The organism is Nocardia sp. NPDC059240 (assembly GCF_042753865.1).
Taxonomy (GTDB): Bacteria; Actinomycetota; Actinomycetes; order Mycobacteriales; family Mycobacteriaceae; genus Nocardia.
Genome location: NZ_JBHZAC010000007.1, coordinates 85,190 through 103,921 on the forward strand (window position 1 = coordinate 85,190; position 18,732 = coordinate 103,921).

Below are 18,732 nucleotides of genomic sequence, written 5' to 3' on the forward strand. Positions count from 1 at the left end.
GGGTACCTAGCGTCGGAGCCATGACGACGACCACATGTGAGCCGACCGATCCGGCGGGAGCAGGCGAATGATCACTTACGACCGGCTCTACGTCGGTGGTTACTGGACCGAACCCAGCGAACCGGCGCTGCTGGAGATCCTCTCGCCGCACGATGGATCGCTCCTCGGGCAGGCCGCGCAAGCCCAGCCCGCGGATGTCGATCGCGCGGTGACAGCGGCGCACGCGAGCTTCGAGAGCCGCGAGTGGCGCGACACCGAGCCCGCCGAACGCATCGCGGTGCTGCGCCGGTTCAACAAGCTGCGCGAGGAGCAAGCCGAGCGGATCGCGGAGCTCATCACCGCCGAGAACGGTTCGGCCGCCTGGTTCACCAGGGCCGGCCAGGCCGGTCTGACCCGGCAGGCGAACGCCTATCTCACCGCGGCCGAGCACTTCGACTGGGAACGCACCCTCACCCCGTCGGACCCGGATACGCACGTGCGCAGCGTGGTTCGGCGCGAACCGGTCGGCGTGGTGGCCGCGGTGATCCCGTGGAATTCGCCGTTCTCGTCCGCGACCTCGAAGATCCTGCCGGCTCTGCTCACCGGAAACTCGGTGGTGCTGAAGGTGTCTCCGGAGAATTCGCTGAGCATGGGCCTGCTGGCCGAGCTGGTGGATCGGATCGGTCTGCCGGACGGGGTGCTCAGCGTGCTGCCCGCGGAACGGGAGACGAGCGAGCATCTGATCGCGCATCCGCTGGTCGACAAGATCGCCTTCACCGGTTCGACCGCGGCCGGACGCCGGATCGCGGCGCTCGCGGGCGAACAGCTCAAGCGGGTCAGCCTCGAGCTCGGCGGCAAATCGGCGGCCGTGATCCTGCCGGACGCCGATCTGACCGCGGTGATGAACGGCCTGAAATTCGGTGCGCTGCTGAACAATGGCGAATCCTGCATTGCCCAAACCCGAATCCTCGCCCCGCGCTCCCGCTACGAGGAGGTCGTCGCGGCGCTGGCTGCCCTGGTCGAGTCGCTGCCGGTCGGCGACCCCCGCGACCCCGGCACCTTCATCGGGCCGATGGTCCGCGGCGATCAGCAGCAGCGGGTCCGCGACTATATCGAGATCGGTCTCGCCGAAGGCGCGCGCCTGGTGTGCGGCGGCCCGCAGCTGCCGCCCGGCCTGCGCGACGGTTTCTACGTCACACCAACGGTTTTCGCTGACGTGACACCGGATATGCGCATCGCGCGGGAGGAGATCTTCGGTCCCGTCCTGGTCGTCCTCGCCTACGACGATATCGACGATGCGATCCGCATTGCCAACGACTCCGACTACGGACTCTCCGGCGGCGTCTGGTCGGCGGACGAGGCCGCGGCGCTGGCCGTCGCCCGCCGCATCCGGACCGGCACGGTCACCGTCAACGGTGCGCCGGTCGGATTCGACGGTCCCTTCGGCGGGTTCAAGGCCAGCGGCATCGGCCGCGAATACGGGGCCGTCGGCCTGGGCCAGTACACCGAATATCAGACGATCACCGTCTGATACCGCTGCTAGGGTGGTCACGTGCTCATGGAGGAAGTCGACAGAATCTAGCCGCCCGGTCGAAGGCGGCGCTTTCCCCATTTTGCCTTCGTCCGGCTCCGCGACGTTCCCAATCACGTGCGGCCCGCTCATTCACGAGCAGGAAAAGAGTCGACGACCCATGTCTATATCCATGTCCGCTGCCATCACCCTGCAGCAGCTGTCCTTCGAATGGCCCGACGGCACCGTCGCGCTGTCCGGGCTCAACGGCACGTTGAGCACCGGGCGCACCGGTCTGGTCGGCCGCAACGGCGCCGGTAAATCCACGCTGTTGCGGCTGATCGCCGGAGCGCTGACGCCGACGTCCGGGCGCATCGAAACCACCGGCGCGGTGGGCTATCTGCCGCAGACGCTCACTCTCGGCCGCGAGGCCACCATTGCCCAATTACTGGGTATCGCAGGCAAACTCGCGGCCCTGCGCGCGATCGAATCCGGCGAGGCCGCCGAGGAGCACTTCGAGACTCTCGGCGACGACTGGGACATCGAGGCCCGCGCCGACGAGTCGCTGCACGAAATCGGTTTCAGCGCAGCCGATCTGGACCGGCGAGTCGGGGAGATCTCCGGCGGTGAAGCCGTCCTCGTCGCGATCATCGGGCTGCGGATCCAGCGCACGCCGATCACCCTGCTCGATGAGCCCACCAACAACCTCGACCGCGAAACCCGAACCAAGCTGGCCGGATTCGTGGACTCGTGGCCGGGCACCCTCATCGTGGTGAGCCACGATCTCGAACTGCTCGAGCACATGGACGCCACCGCCGAACTGCACGGCGCGACCCTGGAAGTGTTCGGCGGGCCTTACAGCGCCTGGAAACAGTACGTCGAACACGAACAGGCGGCGGCCGTGCAGGCGGCCCGGTCCGCCGAACAGGCGTTGAAGGTCGAGAAGCGACAGCGCATCGAGGCCGAGACCAAACTCGCCAGACGCGAGCGCACCGCCCGCGCGACCCAGAAGGACGGGGGAATCCCGCGGATTCTCGCGGGCAACCGGGCGAGTAAGGCCCAGGGTTCGGCCGGGACCATGCGCACCACGCTGGACGCGAAAGTCCGTGCCGCCCAGGAGAGTCTGGACGCCGCGTCGTCCCGTGTCCGGCGCGAGGAGCACATCCATCTCGAACTGCCCGACCCGGAGGTGCCGCGCAGTCGCCGCATCGCGGAGCTGAGCGACGGTGACCGGCGCATCGTCATCCAGGGCCCGGAACGCGTCGCCCTGATCGGACCCAACGGCGCGGGCAAGTCGACGCTGATCGAGAACCTGCTCGCCGGGCGTCATCCGGAACGCGGCACGCTGCTCACCGACCGGGTGGGCTATCTGCCGCAACGCCTGGACAATCTGGATGAGCAGGCCAGCGCGCTCGACAATGTGCACGCCGTGGCCACCAGCACCGCGCTCGGCACGGTCCGAAATCAACTGGCCCGCCTACTGCTCCGCGGCAGCAGTGTGGAACGGCCGGTCTCGACGCTGTCGGGCGGTGAACGATTCCGAGTCTCGCTGGCGCGTCTGCTGTTCGCCGATCCGCCCGCGCAACTGCTGATCCTCGACGAACCGACCAACAATCTCGATATCGGCAGCGTCGATCAGCTGGTGGAGGCGCTGGGCGACTATCGCGGCGCGATACTGGTTGTCAGCCATGACTATTCGTTCCTGCGCAGAATCGGCATCGACACCGTGATCGAGCTCGACGCCGACGGCGGTATGCGGCGGCGCGATTCCCTGTAAACGGCCGAATGCCGGGCCCGGCGGTCTCGCCGGGCCCGGCATCAGGGCATTGTCAGAGGTGGTCGGCGTCGATGATCGCCTGCGCGAACGGCTTCGGCGCTTCCTGCGGCACGTTGTGCCCGATCCCGTCGAGCACGCGGTGCTCGTACTTCCCGGTGAACTTGCTCCGGTACCCCTTCCCGTCCTTGGCGGCTCCGTCGAAGTCGCTGCCGATCGTGATGGCGGGCACCGAAATCGCCGGTCCGGTCGCGAGCTGCTGTTCGTACGCGTCGTACTGCGGCTCGCCCGGGACCAGGCTCAAGCGCCACCGGTAGTTGGAGATGACGACGTCCACCTGGTCGGGATTGTCGAAGGCGGCCGCGCTGCGATCGTAAGTGGCGTCATCGAAGTTCCAGGCTGGGGAGGCCCGCTTCCAGATCAGCTTGTTGAAGTCGTGCCGATTGCGGTCGTAGCCGACGCGGCCGCGTTCGGTCGCGAAGTAGTACTGGTACCACCAGCCCAATTCGGCCTCGGGCGGCAGCGGCTGCTGCTGGGCGGCCTGCTGGGTGATGATGTAGCCGCTCACCGCGACCATGGCCTTGACGCGCTGCGGCCACAGCGCCGCGATGATGTCGACCGTGCGTGCGCCCCAATCGAATCCGCCGAGCACCGCCTTGTCGATGTGCAGGGCGTCCATGAAATCCACGATGTCGCGGGCGATGGCCGACTGCTGGCCGTTGCGCACGGTCTGCGCGGACAAGAAGGTGGTTTCGCCGTAGCCGCGCAGGAACGGGACCAGCACCCGGTACCCGGACGCGGCCAGCTGCGGCGCGACATCGGCGTAGCTGTAGGCGTCGTAGGGCCAGCCGTGCAGCAGGATGACCGGCTGCCCGGTGGCCGGGCCGAATTCGGCGTAGGCGACCGAGAGGACGCCGGCGTCGATCTTCTTGATCGGGCCCAGGCTGGTGTTGGCACCGGATCCCGCCCGCAGGGCCGCGCCGGGAACGGTATTCGCGGGCGTCGTGGTCGCGGGTGCGCCGGCGGAGTCCGTGGAGCAGGCGGTGAGGGAGGCCGCGGCCACGCCGGCCGCCAGCATTCCGGCGAACAGGCCGCGTCGGTTGATGTTCATGCCGTCGACGCTAGGGAGCGCACCCCCCGCGCCGCGTGCGTCGGATGACGTAATCGGTGTCGATCAGCTCGCTTCGTCCAAGGTGGGCAGCAGCGCCGCCAGGTCTCCGCGCGAACTGATCCCGAGCTTCGGGAAGATCCGATGCAGATGCGTGCTGACGGTCCGATGCGACAGGTACAGCCGCTGCCCGATCTCCCGATTGGTCAGCCCCTGCGCCGCCAGCTGCGCGATGCTCAGCTCGTGCGGGGTGAGCCGCTCCCGGGCGTCCGGGTCGCGATTCGGGCTGGATTCACCGGCGCTGCGCAGTTCCAGGCGAGCCCGCTCACTCCACGCCGTGAAACCGAGTGCGTCGAAAATCTCTCGGGCCGTGCGCAGATGGGTGCGGGATTCCACCACCCGGCGCTGCCGTCGCAGCCATTCGCCATAGGCCAGATGCAGGCGGCCACGCTCGCCGGGCCAGCCGGTGAGGTCCGCCGCCAGGGCCGCGGCGAACAACTCGGCGGCCGAATCACCGGCGAGAACCGCACGGGCATACCGCATTCCGTGGTGCAGGGCGGGCGACGACGTGGACTCCGCCACCGGTTCCAGTTCATTCAGCAGTTCCACCATGTCATCGCCGCGCCCGCTGCGGACCGCGGCCTCGGCGAGTTCGGTGAGGAAGCAGACCCGCAGCGCAGGCGAATACGCCGGGTCGCGCGGATTGTGGATGCGCGCCAGATCCGCGTAGGCGTCGTCGAATCGGCCCTCGCCGAGCGCGGTGAGCGCCCGGGTGAGCTGCACGGTGGCCAGCACCGGCCGCGCACCGGCGGCCAGGCCGGTCCGTTCCGCCTCCGCCGTGAGCGCGGTGGCCTCCGCGTAATCCCCACGCAGCGCGGCGATTTCGGCCTGCACCGCGACGACGGTCGCATGCATGAAGGGTTGCCCGGTATCCAGGGCGAAGGTCGCCGCCTCGGCCGCGATGGGCGCGGCGGCGGCGAGGTCGCCGAGGCGGGCCAGGCTCCAGGCCTGGATGGCCAGCGCCCGGGTCAGCAATCCCAGCTGCCCGGCGGACCGGAATCCGGGCGCGGCCGCACCGGCGAAATGCGCGGCCAGATCGAAGGCCCCGACCTGATAGGCCGCGCTGCTGAGGAAGTGATCGGTTTCGGTATCACGACCCGTGCTCGCGGCCAGCACCCGCAGGTGGCCGAGGACCTCTTCGCCGCGTTCGAACGGGGCCACGATCGAGTCGATCGCGAGCTTGGGCGGATCGCCGTCGGGAATGCCGAAGGTGTCGGCGACCGCGAGCACCGCGCTGCGGATCTCGGGTCCGGGTTCCGACCAGAAGCACCGAGAGGACGCGGCCCACAGGATCCGCAATGCCGCATCGGGGAAGCCGTCGGCGGCCACGGAAGCGGCGAGCGCGGCGAGTTCACCGATGTGCGCGGGACTGTCGCGCATACCGTCCTCGAGCCCGCTGAGCACCCACTTCGCCGTGGCCTCCTGCTCGGCCGTGAGCGGCAGTGTGCGCGCGGCGGCGACCAGCCGCTCGACCGACTCGCCGTGACCGGAATCGACGGCCAGCTCGGCCGCCCGCAGCAGTCGATCCGCACGCCGCACGGGTGTGGCGCTCAGGGCCGCGGCCCGTTCCAGCGCCGCGATCGCGCCGCCGCGATGGCGCGACCGTTCGGCCGCGGCCTCGAGTGCCGTGGCGACGTCCTCGTCCGCGCCCGAGGTGCCCGCCGCCCGATGCCACACCTGGCGATCGGGCAGATCGCCGAGTGTGTCGGCGAGCGACTGGTGCGCGCGCCGGCGCTCCTCGGCGGTGGCCGCCGCGACCAGGGCGGAGCGGACCAGCGGATGACGGAAAGTCACCGTGCCGGAACCGATTCCGATCAGCCGGGCCGTCACGGCGGGCGCAAGCACCTCGGACGACACCGGGGACTCCAGCAGCATCCCCGTGGCGGTGAGTGTTTCGGCGGCCGAGTCGCCGTCGTTGAGGGCGGCGACGAGCAGCGCGGACCGGGTCGGTCCGGGCAGTGCGGAGCCGCGTGCCGAGAAGGCCCGCTCCAGCCGCTCGGTCAAGGGCAAAGCGGGGGCGTTGTCGGCGAGATCGGCTGCAGCAGTGGGCAGTTCGGCCAGTGCCAGCGGGTTTCCGTGCGCCTCGGTGAGCACCCGGTGCCGGAGCTGGGCGGGCAGGCCCGGCGCGAGGGCGTCGAGCAGTGCGGTCGCATCGCCCTCGGGGAGCGGACCGAGTCGCATGAGCGACAGTCCGGCGTCGCGCAACGGTGACGTCGTGGCATCCCGCAGGGTGGCCAGTACCGCAACGGGTTCGGAGTCGATGCGGCGTGCGACGAAGGCCAGCACCTCGGCGCTGGCCATATCCAGCCAGTGCGCGTCCTCGGCGACGACCAGCACCGCGCGCTCGGCGGCCGAGTCGGCGAGCAGGGTCAAAGCAGCGAGACCGACGAGGTGGATGCTGGGCTCGTCGGTGTTGTCGGACATGCCCAAAGCGGTTGTCAGCGCCTCGAATTGGCGCGCGGGCAGGGCATCGAACTCGCGCCGCAGCGGGTACAGGAGTTGATGCAGTCCGGCGAAGACCAGATTGCTCTCGGCCTCCACCCCGGCGGTCCGCAGCACCCGCAGGCCCGCGGCGGCCGCGGCGGCGACGGTCTGCTCGACGAGTGTCGACTTCCCGATGCCAGGTTCGCCCTCGATCAGGATGCCGCTCCGGTCGCCGGGGCCGTCCACGAGCGTGGCCAGGTCTTTCAGTTCGGTATCGCGTCCGAACAACGGCATGGTGCGGGATCCTCCTCCGAGCCGCGAAACGGTATCCCGGCTCGGTCGTGACCCTACCGAAAACTTGATTACGTCAAGACAACGTCATCTGACAGATTCGGCGCACTGCCACCGGCGGCAAAAGTATTTCCCATGGCTACCGTTGCATTTCACCTGATGTCCACCCTGTCCCCCGCCGAAGTCCTGCACGTGCTCACCGACTTCGGACCGACCCGCCCCGAAGCCTGGCCGAGCATCGACGCCGAGCACTTCGTCGTCCACGCTCGCGGCGAGAACTGGGCCGAGGTCACCGAGGGCACCGCCGCCGCCTGGGAGCGCGCCCGCTACGACTGGGATCCGGCCGGCGACACCGTCACCGTCACCACCCTGGACTCCAAACTCTTCGGCGCGGGCGGCGGCTGGGTCTTCAAGATCACGCCCGACCTGCCCGGTTGCCGGGTCGACGTCGAACTGACCCGGACCCCACAGGCATTCAAGGGCAAGCTGCTGGCGGCACTGCTGCCGCTGGTCGGGCCGTCCACGCTGCGCAAGTCCTTCGCCGTTCCGCTGAAGGTCGCGTAATGGCCCAGTCGCACAAGAGTTCCGAAGCGCTGAGGCATGGGGTACACGCCTTCGAGTCAGACGGCGTCACCCAGCGCTACCACGTATACGGCAGTGGCCCTGTCTGTCTCGCGCATCCCGGCGGCCCGGGCATCCACTGGGAGTACCTGCGCTCACCGGAGCTCGAAGAACACCTGACCATGGTGTATGTCGAAGCACTCGGCACCGGCGACTCCGGCCGGCTGCCGACCCATCCCCACGGCTACACCCGCGAGCGCTACAGCATTGCGCTGCAACGGATCATCGACCACCTCGGCATCCCCGAGGTGTACCTGCTCGGCCACTCGCACGGCGCGTTCGTGGCGGCCTACCATGCGATCCACCGCCCGGCCGGGCTCGCGGGCGTCATCCTCTACGAGGGTGCGCCCGTGACCGGACCCGAACACGGGGCGGAGGCCACCCGACGGCTGCAAGAGTTCGCCGCCGCCCACGCCGACCGCCCCGAACTGACCGATGTGCTCGCCGCATTCGGTGCGATGCAAGATATTTCGAGCGACGCACAGACCCTGGCTGTCGCCCGAGGAGTACTGCCGTCGTACTTCGCCGACTACTGGGGCGACGAAAAGCGCTGGGCCCAGGTACGAGATGCGGTGCGCGCCACCTACATCTCGGGACTCGACGCCCTCGGCACTCCCGAGCTCATCGACGACCGCGCCGACCTGCCGAAGCTCACCGTCCCCGCACTCGTCATCGTGGGCCGCTTCGACATCATCTGCGGCCCGCGCTGGGGTCGGGAACTGAACGACCTCATCCCCGGCTCGCGCCTCGTCGTCCTGGAAAACAGTGGCCACCTCGGTCATCTGGAGGAATCCGAACTATTCACCGATGCCGTCCGCAACTTCGTTCACTCGACCCGAAGGTTCTCGCGATGAAGCAGCAATATCCCCAACGTCCCCCGATCGCAGAGCTTTTCGTCTGCGGCCCGATCGCCATGCTCATCTGGTCGGAAACCGCCGTCCTGCACGGCCGCGGCCCCACCCTCCGAGAGCTCATGGGGTGACGCGAAAAGGCCCGAATAGCGGTCGAATAGACCGATATTCGGGCCGACACTACGATCGAGCGTTTTGGAGACGGTTTGCAGAGGTGCTCGACCGCAGGCGCTCAGGCGGTGGGCGTCACGGCTTGGCCAGTGCGCCCAGGCCGGTCGCCAGTCCGGCCCAGCCGGCCGCCGAGCCGAGGGCGGTCGACAACACGGCGGCGGGGTAGGTGGCGGTGGACGAACCGATGAGAGCGCTGAGCATTTTTCCTCCTTGAATGGAAATTGTTCTGATGAACAATCGAAGACTATCTTTCATGAAATGACCCGAGCAACTCCGGAACTGGATTCTAAGGTTGTTTGAATTATTCCGAAAGCTGTTCTCATGGTTGTTCTTTGAATCTTCGGACTTCATTAATTGTTCCTTGGTGAGCAGTATCTTCGGGCGTTTTCGCTGATAGCTTCACCGGCGATGATGTCGTTGCCGTATTTCCGAGGAGTTGTTCGGTCTTGAAATCCCTTTCGGCCCAGCCGGTACTCGCGAAGCTGGCCGTGACCGCCGCACTGTCGGTGCTCGTGCCGTTCTTCGTCGGTGCCGGTCAACCGGCTGCGGCCACCTCCGACGGCGATCACGGCACGCGGCTGCAGGTGCATTCCGCCGCAATGAACAAGGACGTCACGGTGGATGTTCAGCGTGCCGCCGATACTTCCCGGCCCGCGCCCACGTTGTATCTGCTCAACGGCGCGGGCGGCGGCGAGGATGCGGCCACCTGGGAGCAGCAGACCGATGCCCTGCGATTTCTGGCCGACAAGAACGTGAATGTCGTAGTGCCCGTGGGCGGCAAGTTCTCGTACTACACCGACTGGCGTGCCGAGGATCCCGAGCTCGGGGTCAACAAATGGCAGACGTTCCTCACCCAGGAGTTGCCGCCGGTAATCAACCGGATGCTGGGCGCCAACGGGGTCAATGCCATCGCCGGGCTCTCGGCCTCGGCGACTTCGGTTCTGCAACTGCCGATCTCGGCCCCGGGCCTGTACCGCGCGGTCGCCTCCTACAGCGGCTGCGCTCAGATCAGCGACCGGATCGGCAATGCCTTCGTCAAGACGGTGGTCGCCGCGGGCGGCGGCGTCGCCTCCAATATGTACGGCCCGGCCGACGATCCGATGTGGGCGGCCAACGATCCCTACGTGCACGCCGATCAGCTGCGTGGGCTGAACCTCTATATCTCCAGCGGCACCGGCATTCCCGGCCAGTACGACACCCTGAACGATCCGCGCATCAACGGCAAGCTGATGACGCTGATCGACCAGGACATCCTCGGTGGCACGATCGAGGCGGCGGTGAACTGGTGCACCCACAACATGGCGACTCGGCTCGATCAACTCGGCATTCCGGCGACCGTCAACTACGAGCCCACCGGCACGCACTCCTGGGGGTACTGGCAGGACGAGCTGAAGCGGTCCTGGCCGGTTCTGGCTGCGGGTCTCGGCCTGCCGAGCTAGCCCCTCCGCCGGCCGGACCGGACAACCGGTCATGGGGCGTTGACCTGCACGGACAAGGTGATCGGCGGGGGTCGGTGATTGCGGGAGATATCCTGGAACGGAATTGTTTTCGGTGTCGGCGGCGGAGGGCTCGCCGAATCGAAAAGGGGGAGTTCGGATATGGAGAGGGCAGTACTCGCCGTGCTGGCGGGGCTCTATCTGGGGATGGCCGTGATGAACGGCCGGGTGGTGCGGCGGATCCTGAAGCAGTTGCTGCCGAGGGATGCCGGGAATTGTGCTCCGATCGGCCTGCACACCGTAGGGGACTGGAATCGCGCGCAGCGCTGGATAATTCCGTTCCGGCTGACCGCCATCGCGGTGTACGCGAGTGCGGTCGGGATTGCGTTGTGGGCCTGTGCCGAAAGCAATACCGAGCGGCTACCGGTGTTGATCGTGATAGCGCCGGTGGTGGTGGATCTGGTGTTGTACGGGGCTTCGTATGTGGTGGTCCATGCCAGGCTGAGTCCGCGGTGACCGGGGAACTCGGCCGCGATTAGTCAGCGGTTAGTCGGTGGTTAGCAGGCCCGTCCAGACTGGCGCGCGCAGCGACCGGATGATCGAGGTCGCACCCGTCAACCGAGGAGTCCTCTTGTTCCGCACCGGCATCGCCTGCACCGCCGCCGTTCTCGCCGCGCTCACGCTCACGGCCTGCAACGACAACTCCAAGCACACCGAGACCACGGTGGCTGCCGCGAGTGCCACGACGCAGCCCGCCGCCGTCCCGTCCACGGTCGCGCAATCGGCCGGGGGCGGGGACGCGTGCACCGAGGTGCAGTACGAGATCGATCTCGCGCATCAGTTGCAGCAGGGGCAGGAGCCGGCGGACGGGCAGGCGGCGATTTTGCGGCTGAGCAAGTTCCGGCCGACCGCGCCGACCGCGATCATCGCGCAGTTCGCTCAGGTCGAGGCGCTCATCGTCGGGCATGTGGACAAGAAGGGCCCGGACCAGATCAACTCCGATGCGGCCGATGTCCTGCTGGGCAAGCTGGCCGCGTGGAAGTCCGCCAACTGCTGACGGCACGGCCCCGGAACTCAATTGATCTTTGAGTTTTGGGGCCTTTTCCCGAATTTGCCAGGGCGGCGCCGAGTCCGCATGAAACCCCTCGGTCCGGCGGCAGGCGGATTAGCCTGTCGGGGTAGGTTTGCGGTCGATCAGGCGATTGTGGTGTTCGCATGGACGGAGAGATCCCACTGGACCAGCCGCATACCTCTCGTGTGTACGACTACTTTCTCGACGGCAAGGACAACTACGAGGCCGATCGGAAGGCCGCCGAGGAAATCCTGAAGGTGTGGCCGAATATTCGGACCGCGGCCCGGGTGAATCGGCAGTTCATGCACCGCAGCACCCGGTACCTGGCGGAGTCGGGGATTCGGCAGTTCCTGGATATCGGCACCGGGATTCCCACCGAGCCCAACCTGCACCAGATCGCGCAGGAGATCACGGCGGATTCGCGGGTGGTCTACGTCGACAACGATCCGGTGGTGCTGGCGTACGCGCGGGCGCTGATGATGGGCAGCGAGTCCGGGGCGACCACCTACATCCAGGGCGATGTCAGAGATCCCGAATCCATCCTGCGGGCACCGGAACTCGTCGACACCCTCGACCTATCCGAGCCGGTGGGCTTGAGCATGATCGCCCTGCTGCACTTCGTCGAGGCCGACATCCCCGCGATCCTGTCGACCTTCCTCGACGCCCTCGCCCCGGGCTCCTACCTCGTAATCTGCGCCATCACCGCCGATTTCGCCCCCGAACAGGTCCTTCCGGCCCAGGAGGTCTACCGGGTCCGCAAGCTCCCCGCCCAGGTTCGCGAGCACGACGAAATCGTCGGCTGGTTCACCGGCCTCGACCTCATCGACCCGGGCGTCGTGCCCCCGCACCGCTGGCTGGGCAGCGAATCCACCGAATTCTCTGCCGCTTTCGACGCCAAGGTCTCCTGCTGGTGCGGCGTCGGTCGTAAGCCCTGAGTCTCAGCCGTAGAGCTGGACGAAGCGGTCGAGGGAGCGCTCGACGTCACCGCGCAGAGCGCGGGCCACGACCGAACCGATGGGGCCGAACAGGGGTGCGCCGCCGAGATCGAAGTTGGCGGTGACCTTGGACCCGTTCGAGGTGGGGGAGACCTGCAGTTCGATGCCGAATTTGGTGCCGCCGATGCCGGAGCCGTTGAGTACCAGCCGGTTCGGGGGTTCGGCGGTCTTGACGACCCAGGTGACCCGGTTGCGGAAGCCCTTGACCGTGGCGACGCCGATGAGGCGGGTGCCGGGGGTGAGGCCCTCGGGGACCGGGCCGCGCCAGCCCTCGTGCAGGACCAGCCATTTATCGAGTTCGGGCAGGTCGGAGGCATGCGACCAGGCCTTGTCGGGCGAGATCGGAACGTCTACGGAAACCTTGAGCTTGGCCACGCGGCGATGATATCTGCTACATGATGTAGCACTGAACGCGAGGTGATCAGGACGACAGTCCGGGGGTCTCGATCGGCGTGGTGGCCGGGCGCGCGGGCAGGCGTGCGGAGTAGATGGAGTAGCCGTCGAGGTGGCGGACCACGAGGGTCGCGGTCACGGTGGCCGCGATCATGACGGGCATGAAGCCGAACCCGCCGTGCGTGAGTTCGAGGATCAGGGCCAGCCCGGTGAGCGGGGCCTGCATGGCGGAACCGATGGCGGCGCAGGCCGCGACCATGGCGAACGCGCCCACCGGCGAGCCCGGCCACAGCTGGGTCCACAGGATTCCGGTGCCCGCGCCGAAGGCCGCGCCGGTGCTCAGCACCGGGGTGAACAGTCCGCCCGGCGCGCCGCTGCCCAGGCACAGGGCGGTGACGATCGGCTTGAGAATGGCCAGGGCCAGGAACAATCCGGCACCACCGACCCCGAGGAAGGCCGCCGCCGCGATGCCATGTCCGTTGCCGAACAGCTGCGGATAGGCGATGCCGATCAGACCGAGGGTGCCGAAGGCGAGGATCGGTGCGACCAGGGCGACGCGGCCGGAGACCCGGTAGTGCGAGATCCAGCCGATGACCCGGATGTATCCGGTGGCGGCCAAGCCCAGGAACGGTCCGGCCAAGAGCGACCAGACCAGCAGCGACACACTCCAGTGATAGTCGGGGATGTCGAGGTAGGTGGCCCGGTTGGGGAGGTAGAGCCACGCCGTCATGGTCGCCGTCCCCGAACACGCCAGCGCCGGCAGCAGCGTCGCGATCGAGGTTGTGCCCAGCAGTAATTCGGCGGTGAAGAAGGCCCCGCCCAGCGGCACGTCGTAGACGCACGCCAAGCCCGCCCCGCCACCGCAGGCGATGAGCAGCCGCTGCTGCGCCGCACTCAACCCGAACCGATGGCTCAGCACGCTGCCGAACGCGCCACCCATCAGCTTGGTCGCCGCCTCGCGCCCGATCGAGGCACCCAGCCCGATGACGACCTCGGAGATGACCGCCGTCCCCAGGCAGCGCCGGAACGACAGCTCGCCGGACGCGGTCCACACGATGTCGTCCAGATCGGTCTTCTCGCCGGGCGTCAGCCGACGCAGCAGATACAGCGAAATCCCGGCCACCACACCGGCGATGAGCAAGGAGTTCACCCGCCGCAATGGCGAAGCCGCCGCCACATTCGCCAGATACGTTCCGTTTCCGGGGAAGGCGAACGCCTCGACCCGGAACAGCAGCCACATCAGCGCGATTCCGCCGAGCCCGGTGGCGACGCCGGTCAGCAGCAGTACCAGCCAGAACACCGGCGTCAATGCCGCGTCCCCGTCGTGCCGGGCATTGGGCTGCTCCATGGCGCCGCGCCGGGACGGCATCCGCCGCCGGAACACGGGCCGGGGATTGCGAAGCCGTTCGGTAGGTTCGGGTCGTCGGGGTCTCGATCCGGGGTTCCGCCGCGGCACGTCCACAGGATAGGGCGGGCGGCTCCGGTTGCGCGCCAACCACACCGACAATTCGGGCGGTGGCCGTGTGAAATTATCCGGACATGATGCGCGCGATTGATGCGGCGGGCAGGATCGACCCGAGTACGGGGAATCAGCGAACGAATCGGCGGGGGCGCACCATGAAGAATCTCCCTGTTGCCAACGGCCTGCGGCTGCTCGGCAATCCGTCCACCATTCATCAGCGGCTGCTGGAATGGAGTGGCCGTTACGGTCCGCTCTACCGGTTCAACCTGTTCGGGCGGCCGTTCGTCGTGGTCTCGGAAACCCAGGCCGTGCAACGGATTCTGCGGGAACGACCCGATGGTTTCCGGCGGCTGAGCGCCATCGAGTCGGTGCTCACCGAAATGGGGGTCGACGGCCTGTTCGCGGTCGAGGGCGAGGAATGGCAGCGGCGGCGTCGCCTGGTCACACCCGCGTTCACACCGAACCGGCTGCGCGGCCTCGACGACACCGTCGACGTCATTACCGACCGGCTCGCGCGGCGCTGGCGGAAGGACCCGGTCGAGGACGTGCATGCCGACCTCATGCGGTTCACCGTCGACGTGATGGCGCGCGTCGCGTTCGGCTACGACCTCAATACCCTCGAGGGCGGCGGCAACGCCATCGAGGAGCGGTTGCAGCGCCTGTTCCCGATGATCGGCAAGCGGGTCAACGCGCCGGTGCCGTACTGGCGCTACGTGAAGTTGCCCGCCGACCGCGCCTTGGATCGTGCGCTGCGGGAACTGCGCGAGGATGTCGACGCGGTGATCGCGACGGCCCGGACCGCCGAGACGCCGACCAACTTCGTCGAGGCCCTCATCCAGCAGCATGAGGATTCCGAAGCGTTCACCGCCGCAGAGCTTTTCGCCGAGTCGCTGACCGTGCTGGTGGCGGGTCAGGACACCACCGCCAATACTCTCGCCTGGCTGCTGTACCACCTGGCCCAGCATCCTGAGGTGCGGGAGCGGATCCGCGCGGAATCGGCGGAGGAGAAGCGTCCGTATCTCGCCGCCGTCATCGCGGAATCGATGCGGCTGCTGCCGATCTCGCCGTTCCTGTTCCTGGAATCCTTGCGGCCCTATGTGATCGACGATACCGAGGTGCCCGCCGGTACCGCGGTCATCGTGCTGCCGGGTCACGGTGCCGTGGACGAAGCCAATTTCGATGACCCGGAAGCCTTCCGGCCCGAACGCTGGCTGACCGGCTACACCGGAACACATAATGCCAAGGCCAGCATGCCTTTCGGTGGCGGGCCGCGTTTCTGCCCGGGCAGGTCGCTGGCCTTGTTGGAGATCGAGGCGGTGGCGACCATGGTGTGCCGGGACTTCGAACTGTCCCTGCCCACCCCGCACGTGCCGCCGCGTGAGCGATTCACCTTCGCGGTGGAACCCGTCGGCCTGCGACTACTCCTCACCGCTCGCTAGCTTCCCGACCTCCTGCCGGTAGCCGATGAGCACCGTGCAGATGAGCGACAGCGCGACAACGGCTTCCGCGATGAAGAACGAGCCGAAGTCGATGATCGAGCCGATCGGCGGTGCGCCCGGCACCGCGTTGCGCAGCGGGATCATGGCGAACAGCATGGCCGCCATCAGGGTCATCGCGGGCCAGACCAGGCCGTGCCGCCCACGCAGCACGTAGAACGCCGCGGTGGCGGCGGCCACCGCCAGACCGAGCATCAGGGCCATGACGAACAGCGCGAATACCACCGAAGGGACGGACCTTTCGACGTCGACCATGGAATTCAGGCCGTCACCGTGCTGCTCGGCAGCCAGGTGCGGGGTGAGCCGGAAGAAGGCGTCGAGACCGTAGAGGCTGACATTCATCGGTACCTCGTGTGCGTCCACCTCCGCGGCGAAGGCCACCTGCGCACGGTAGTCGTCGAAGGGATAGTCGGTGATGGTTCCGGTGTTGAGCGGGATCCGGATCTCGTTGGTGGAGATCGGTTCACCCGCCCGAATCTGGATGGTCTCCGATTTCAGACCCGCCGTGTAGACGGTGGTGTCAGCGGCGAAGCGCCCGCCATCGTCGAACCGGCCCCGCGGTGTGGGCGTCACCTGGACCGCCATCTCCCCGGCCGCCGGATCGACCCGGACGACCACCACGTCGATATCGATCCGGTCGGTCAGTGCGGCGTCGCCGATCAGGTATGCGGGCCTGCCGTGATCCTCCTGCAGGCGATACAGCGACAGGCTGCAAACTGTTCCGAGCGCCACCAGGGTCACCGCCACCACCGCCGACACGAACTTGTCGAAACGACGCACCGCATGCCTCCGCTCAGTCACAGGTCTTGTCCCGCACAGATTTCGGATCCTCGAGGTAGCGCACCACCTCGTTGTCGACACAGCTGCTCACGTCGGCGAAGACGAAGGTATGACCGTCGGCCTCCCGCACCACCAGCGGGCTGCGCAGGTACCGGGCCATCCGCTCGGCGTTCCCGACCGGCGTGGTCGGGTCGTAGCGCATCGCCACGAACAGCAGCGGCGGCGCGGAATCGGGACGTGACGGCACGGCCGGGTGCAGCGCACCCGCGAACGGCCAGAGATCGCAAGTACCCAAGGGGAATTCGGCCGGCCGCGGCAGGTAGTCGTCGTAGCTCGCCGCATCGTGGCGGGCCTGGGCATCCCGCTGACGGGCCGTGCGGTCGGTGGTGGGTGCGGCGAAGTCCGCACACATGATGGCCGTGATCGCGGCCGGGTCGGTGGCCTTTCCGGCCGCGCCGTCGACCGGCTGCCGCGGAGCCGGGATGTCACCGCTCTCGGAGTTCTCACTGCCACTGAAGGTTTCGGCGATCTTGCGGATCTCGGTGCCGTCCCCGTGCCGGACCGCCGCCAGGGCCCGCAGATACGGGTCCCACTCCGAGCGCCACAGCAGCCCGTTGGTGGTGGCGGCCAGGATCTCACCGGCGCTCACCGCACCGCCGGTAGCGGGCACCGGCTGGGCATCGGTGTCGCGCAACAGCTGTTTGAAGGATTCCTCGGCTGCCGCGGGCTCGTTCCCGAGCGGGCATTCCGCGCCCGTATCGCTGCGGTATTCGCCGGTGCAGTACGCGACGACGCGGTCGAAGGTCTGCTGATACCCGCGCTGCTGGCCCAGCAGCATGTCGTTCTCGGATTCGGCGGTGTCCACGACGCCATCGAGGACGGCGGCCCGGTACCCGTCGGGAAAACGCGTGGCGTACATGGCCGCGACCTGGGTGCCGTAGGAAGCCGCGAGCAGGTTGATGCGGCGTTCGCCCAGCACCGCTCGCAGCAGATCGACATCATTGGTGGCCTCGTCCGAGCCGATGTGCTTCAGCACCTCGAGCCCGGTGCCGCGGACGCAGGCGGCCACCAGTTCACGCTCCGATTGTTCCTGCGCCGCAACCGGATCCGGGCTCCCCTCCGGGGCCGGGCCCGCCGGATTCGAGCAATCGATTCGCGGGGTCGAACGGCCCACCCCGCGCGGGTCGTATCCGACGAGATCGAAGTGCTCGCGCACGGATGCGGGAAAGGGCATCTCGACCATGGGCAGGCCGGGCAGGCCGGGACCGCCGCTGATGGTCACCAGCGTGCCCTCTTTCATTCCGGTCGCGGGCCGTCGGGTGACGGCCAGGGACACCGTGGCGGTATCGGCCGGACCGTGTCCACGGGCGGCCTGGTAATCCAGAGGCGCGAGCACGTGGCCGCACACCTGGCCCGGCGTCGTCTCGCCGGTGAACCAGCCGACGGTATCGCCCTCCCCGCAGGGAACCCACTGCACGGACTGCGCGTAGAACGTTTCCAACCCGGGTGGCACGACGGCCCGGTCCGACGGTTCGGCCGTTCGTCCTGAGCAACCGGCACCGATGACAGCGGCACCACAGAGCGTGATCACGGCGGTGGAGCGGTGAAACCTCATGGCGGAGCCCCTTTCACGGCGATCGATTCTGCCTGTCGAATTGCGGCCGACGGCTACGGTACGATCCAGCCGATGATCGCGCCGATCGCCGCGCCGAGCACGCCGCCGGGAATTGCGCCGACCACGAAGAACGGGAATCCGACGATAATTCCGATACCCAATCCGATGAGTGCGCCGACCGCCGCATTGTGTTGATGCCGGGCGATATCCGCGTTGTAATCCACGAATGTGCGGTGCGCCTGGATCTGCTGTTCGGGAGTGAGTGCGGCCGCGCCCACCGGGGTCAGGGTCAGGCTGCGCCCGGCATCGTCGATCCGGGGATCCAGCAGCCAGCGGGTGCCGGATACCTGGACGGCCATGGGCAGGGTCGCGACCTGCGCGCCCCCGGCATCGGTGAGGGTCACGGACTTACCGTCCGCTGCCAGGTCGAAGCGGCCGTCGGCCAGTGTGGTGGTGACGCCGCTGCCATCGGCGGTGAGGTCGGTGTCGTAGGCGACGCCTTGATCGATGCCGTGCAGCACGGTGTCCGGGCCGGCCGGGTCCGCATACGCGAAGCCGCCGGCGAATCCGGTGGCGATAATGGCGGAGAGTGCGGTAATGGTGAGTTTGCGGTTCATGTCGAGCCCTTTCGCATTCGAGGAATGGAATTCGAGCTGCGAATAGCAAACCTGGTTTGCCGAACTCGGGGCTATTG

The 18,732-nt window shown here is 67.8% G+C and carries 18 protein-coding genes; 10 read left to right on the forward strand and 8 right to left on the reverse strand.

Going from position 1 to position 18,732, the window contains the following annotated elements:
• The first annotated feature begins 67 nt into the window (after positions 1-67).
• Entirely contained in the window at positions 68-1,510 is a 1,443-nt protein-coding gene (locus ACFXHA_RS25435) for an aldehyde dehydrogenase (RefSeq protein WP_379360870.1), read from the forward strand.
• A 160-nt stretch (positions 1,511-1,670) separates the two neighbouring features.
• Complete coding sequence (locus ACFXHA_RS25440) at positions 1,671-3,266, forward strand: ABC-F family ATP-binding cassette domain-containing protein (protein WP_379360872.1); 1,596 nt, start codon at positions 1,671-1,673, stop codon at positions 3,264-3,266.
• A gap of 52 nt (positions 3,267-3,318) precedes the next feature.
• Here ACFXHA_RS25440 and ACFXHA_RS25445 read toward each other — a convergent pair whose 3' ends face one another.
• On the reverse strand, positions 3,319-4,374 hold the full coding sequence (locus ACFXHA_RS25445) for an alpha/beta fold hydrolase (protein WP_379360874.1): 1,056 nt from the start codon (positions 4,372-4,374) through the stop codon (positions 3,319-3,321).
• A gap of 63 nt (positions 4,375-4,437) precedes the next feature.
• Positions 4,438-7,149: an AAA family ATPase gene (locus ACFXHA_RS25450; protein WP_379360876.1), complete on the reverse strand. Its 2,712-nt coding sequence runs from the start codon at positions 7,147-7,149 to the stop codon at positions 4,438-4,440.
• Between the two features lie 132 nt (positions 7,150-7,281).
• Between ACFXHA_RS25450 and ACFXHA_RS25455 the strand changes: the two genes are divergently transcribed.
• From ACFXHA_RS25455 to ACFXHA_RS25465, 3 genes are read left to right on the forward strand one after another with little or no spacing between them, the layout of a single operon-like run.
• Positions 7,282-7,710 (forward strand): hypothetical protein, encoded by a 429-nt coding sequence (locus ACFXHA_RS25455; protein ID WP_379360878.1) that lies wholly within the window; start codon positions 7,282-7,284, stop codon positions 7,708-7,710.
• The gene (locus ACFXHA_RS25460) at positions 7,710-8,621 is read left to right on the forward strand and encodes an alpha/beta fold hydrolase (RefSeq protein WP_379360880.1); all 912 of its coding nucleotides are present in this window, start codon (positions 7,710-7,712) and stop codon (positions 8,619-8,621) included. Before ACFXHA_RS25455 ends, ACFXHA_RS25460 begins: the two co-directional genes overlap by 1 nt.
• On the forward strand, positions 8,618-8,749 hold the full coding sequence (locus ACFXHA_RS25465) for a hypothetical protein (RefSeq protein WP_379360882.1): 132 nt from the start codon (positions 8,618-8,620) through the stop codon (positions 8,747-8,749). Before ACFXHA_RS25460 ends, ACFXHA_RS25465 begins: the two co-directional genes overlap by 4 nt.
• A 115-nt stretch (positions 8,750-8,864) precedes the next feature.
• Here the strand turns inward: ACFXHA_RS25465 and ACFXHA_RS25470 are convergent, their stop codons facing one another.
• The gene (locus tag ACFXHA_RS25470; protein WP_379360884.1) at positions 8,865-8,990 is read right to left on the reverse strand and encodes a hypothetical protein; all 126 of its coding nucleotides are present in this window, start codon (positions 8,988-8,990) and stop codon (positions 8,865-8,867) included.
• Between the two features lie 245 nt (positions 8,991-9,235).
• Between ACFXHA_RS25470 and ACFXHA_RS25475 the strand changes: the two genes are divergently transcribed.
• The 4 genes from ACFXHA_RS25475 (at position 9,236) to ACFXHA_RS25490 (ending at position 12,232) form a co-directional block, all read left to right on the forward strand.
• The gene (locus ACFXHA_RS25475; RefSeq protein WP_379360886.1) at positions 9,236-10,228 is read left to right on the forward strand and encodes an alpha/beta hydrolase; all 993 of its coding nucleotides are present in this window, start codon (positions 9,236-9,238) and stop codon (positions 10,226-10,228) included.
• 159 nt (positions 10,229-10,387) lie between these two features.
• Entirely contained in the window at positions 10,388-10,741 is a 354-nt protein-coding gene (locus ACFXHA_RS25480; RefSeq protein ID WP_379360888.1) for a hypothetical protein, read from the forward strand.
• Positions 10,742-10,856: 115 nt separating this feature from the next.
• Positions 10,857-11,282: a hypothetical protein gene (locus ACFXHA_RS25485; RefSeq protein ID WP_379360890.1), complete on the forward strand. Its 426-nt coding sequence runs from the start codon at positions 10,857-10,859 to the stop codon at positions 11,280-11,282.
• Positions 11,283-11,440: 158 nt separating this feature from the next.
• Positions 11,441-12,232: an SAM-dependent methyltransferase gene (locus tag ACFXHA_RS25490; protein WP_379360892.1), complete on the forward strand. Its 792-nt coding sequence runs from the start codon at positions 11,441-11,443 to the stop codon at positions 12,230-12,232.
• 3 nt (positions 12,233-12,235) lie between these two features.
• Here the strand turns inward: ACFXHA_RS25490 and ACFXHA_RS25495 are convergent, their stop codons facing one another.
• On the reverse strand, positions 12,236-12,667 hold the full coding sequence (locus tag ACFXHA_RS25495) for an SRPBCC family protein (RefSeq protein WP_379360894.1): 432 nt from the start codon (positions 12,665-12,667) through the stop codon (positions 12,236-12,238).
• A 46-nt stretch (positions 12,668-12,713) separates the two neighbouring features.
• Positions 12,714-14,033, reverse strand: coding sequence for a chloride channel protein (locus tag ACFXHA_RS25500; protein ID WP_379360896.1), 1,320 nt, complete (start codon positions 14,031-14,033; stop codon positions 12,714-12,716).
• 269 nt (positions 14,034-14,302) lie between these two features.
• On the opposite strand from ACFXHA_RS25500, the gene ACFXHA_RS25505 reads away from it, so the two are divergent.
• Complete coding sequence (locus ACFXHA_RS25505; protein WP_379360898.1) at positions 14,303-15,586, forward strand: cytochrome P450; 1,284 nt, start codon at positions 14,303-14,305, stop codon at positions 15,584-15,586.
• On the opposite strand, the gene ACFXHA_RS25510 is transcribed toward ACFXHA_RS25505, so the two are convergent.
• Genes ACFXHA_RS25510 through ACFXHA_RS25520 form a run of 3 tightly spaced genes read right to left on the reverse strand, consistent with a single transcriptional unit; the run spans position 15,566 to position 18,655 of the window.
• The gene (locus ACFXHA_RS25510; RefSeq protein ID WP_379360900.1) at positions 15,566-16,444 is read right to left on the reverse strand and encodes a DUF4436 family protein; all 879 of its coding nucleotides are present in this window, start codon (positions 16,442-16,444) and stop codon (positions 15,566-15,568) included. The genes ACFXHA_RS25505 and ACFXHA_RS25510 overlap by 21 nt on opposite strands.
• Positions 16,437-18,038, reverse strand: a complete 1,602-nt coding sequence (locus ACFXHA_RS25515; protein WP_379360902.1) for an alpha/beta hydrolase — start codon at positions 18,036-18,038, stop codon at positions 16,437-16,439. Before ACFXHA_RS25515 ends, ACFXHA_RS25510 begins: the two co-directional genes overlap by 8 nt.
• A 53-nt stretch (positions 18,039-18,091) precedes the next feature.
• The gene (locus ACFXHA_RS25520) at positions 18,092-18,655 is read right to left on the reverse strand and encodes a hypothetical protein (RefSeq protein WP_379360904.1); all 564 of its coding nucleotides are present in this window, start codon (positions 18,653-18,655) and stop codon (positions 18,092-18,094) included.
• Positions 18,656-18,732 lie beyond the last annotated feature (77 nt).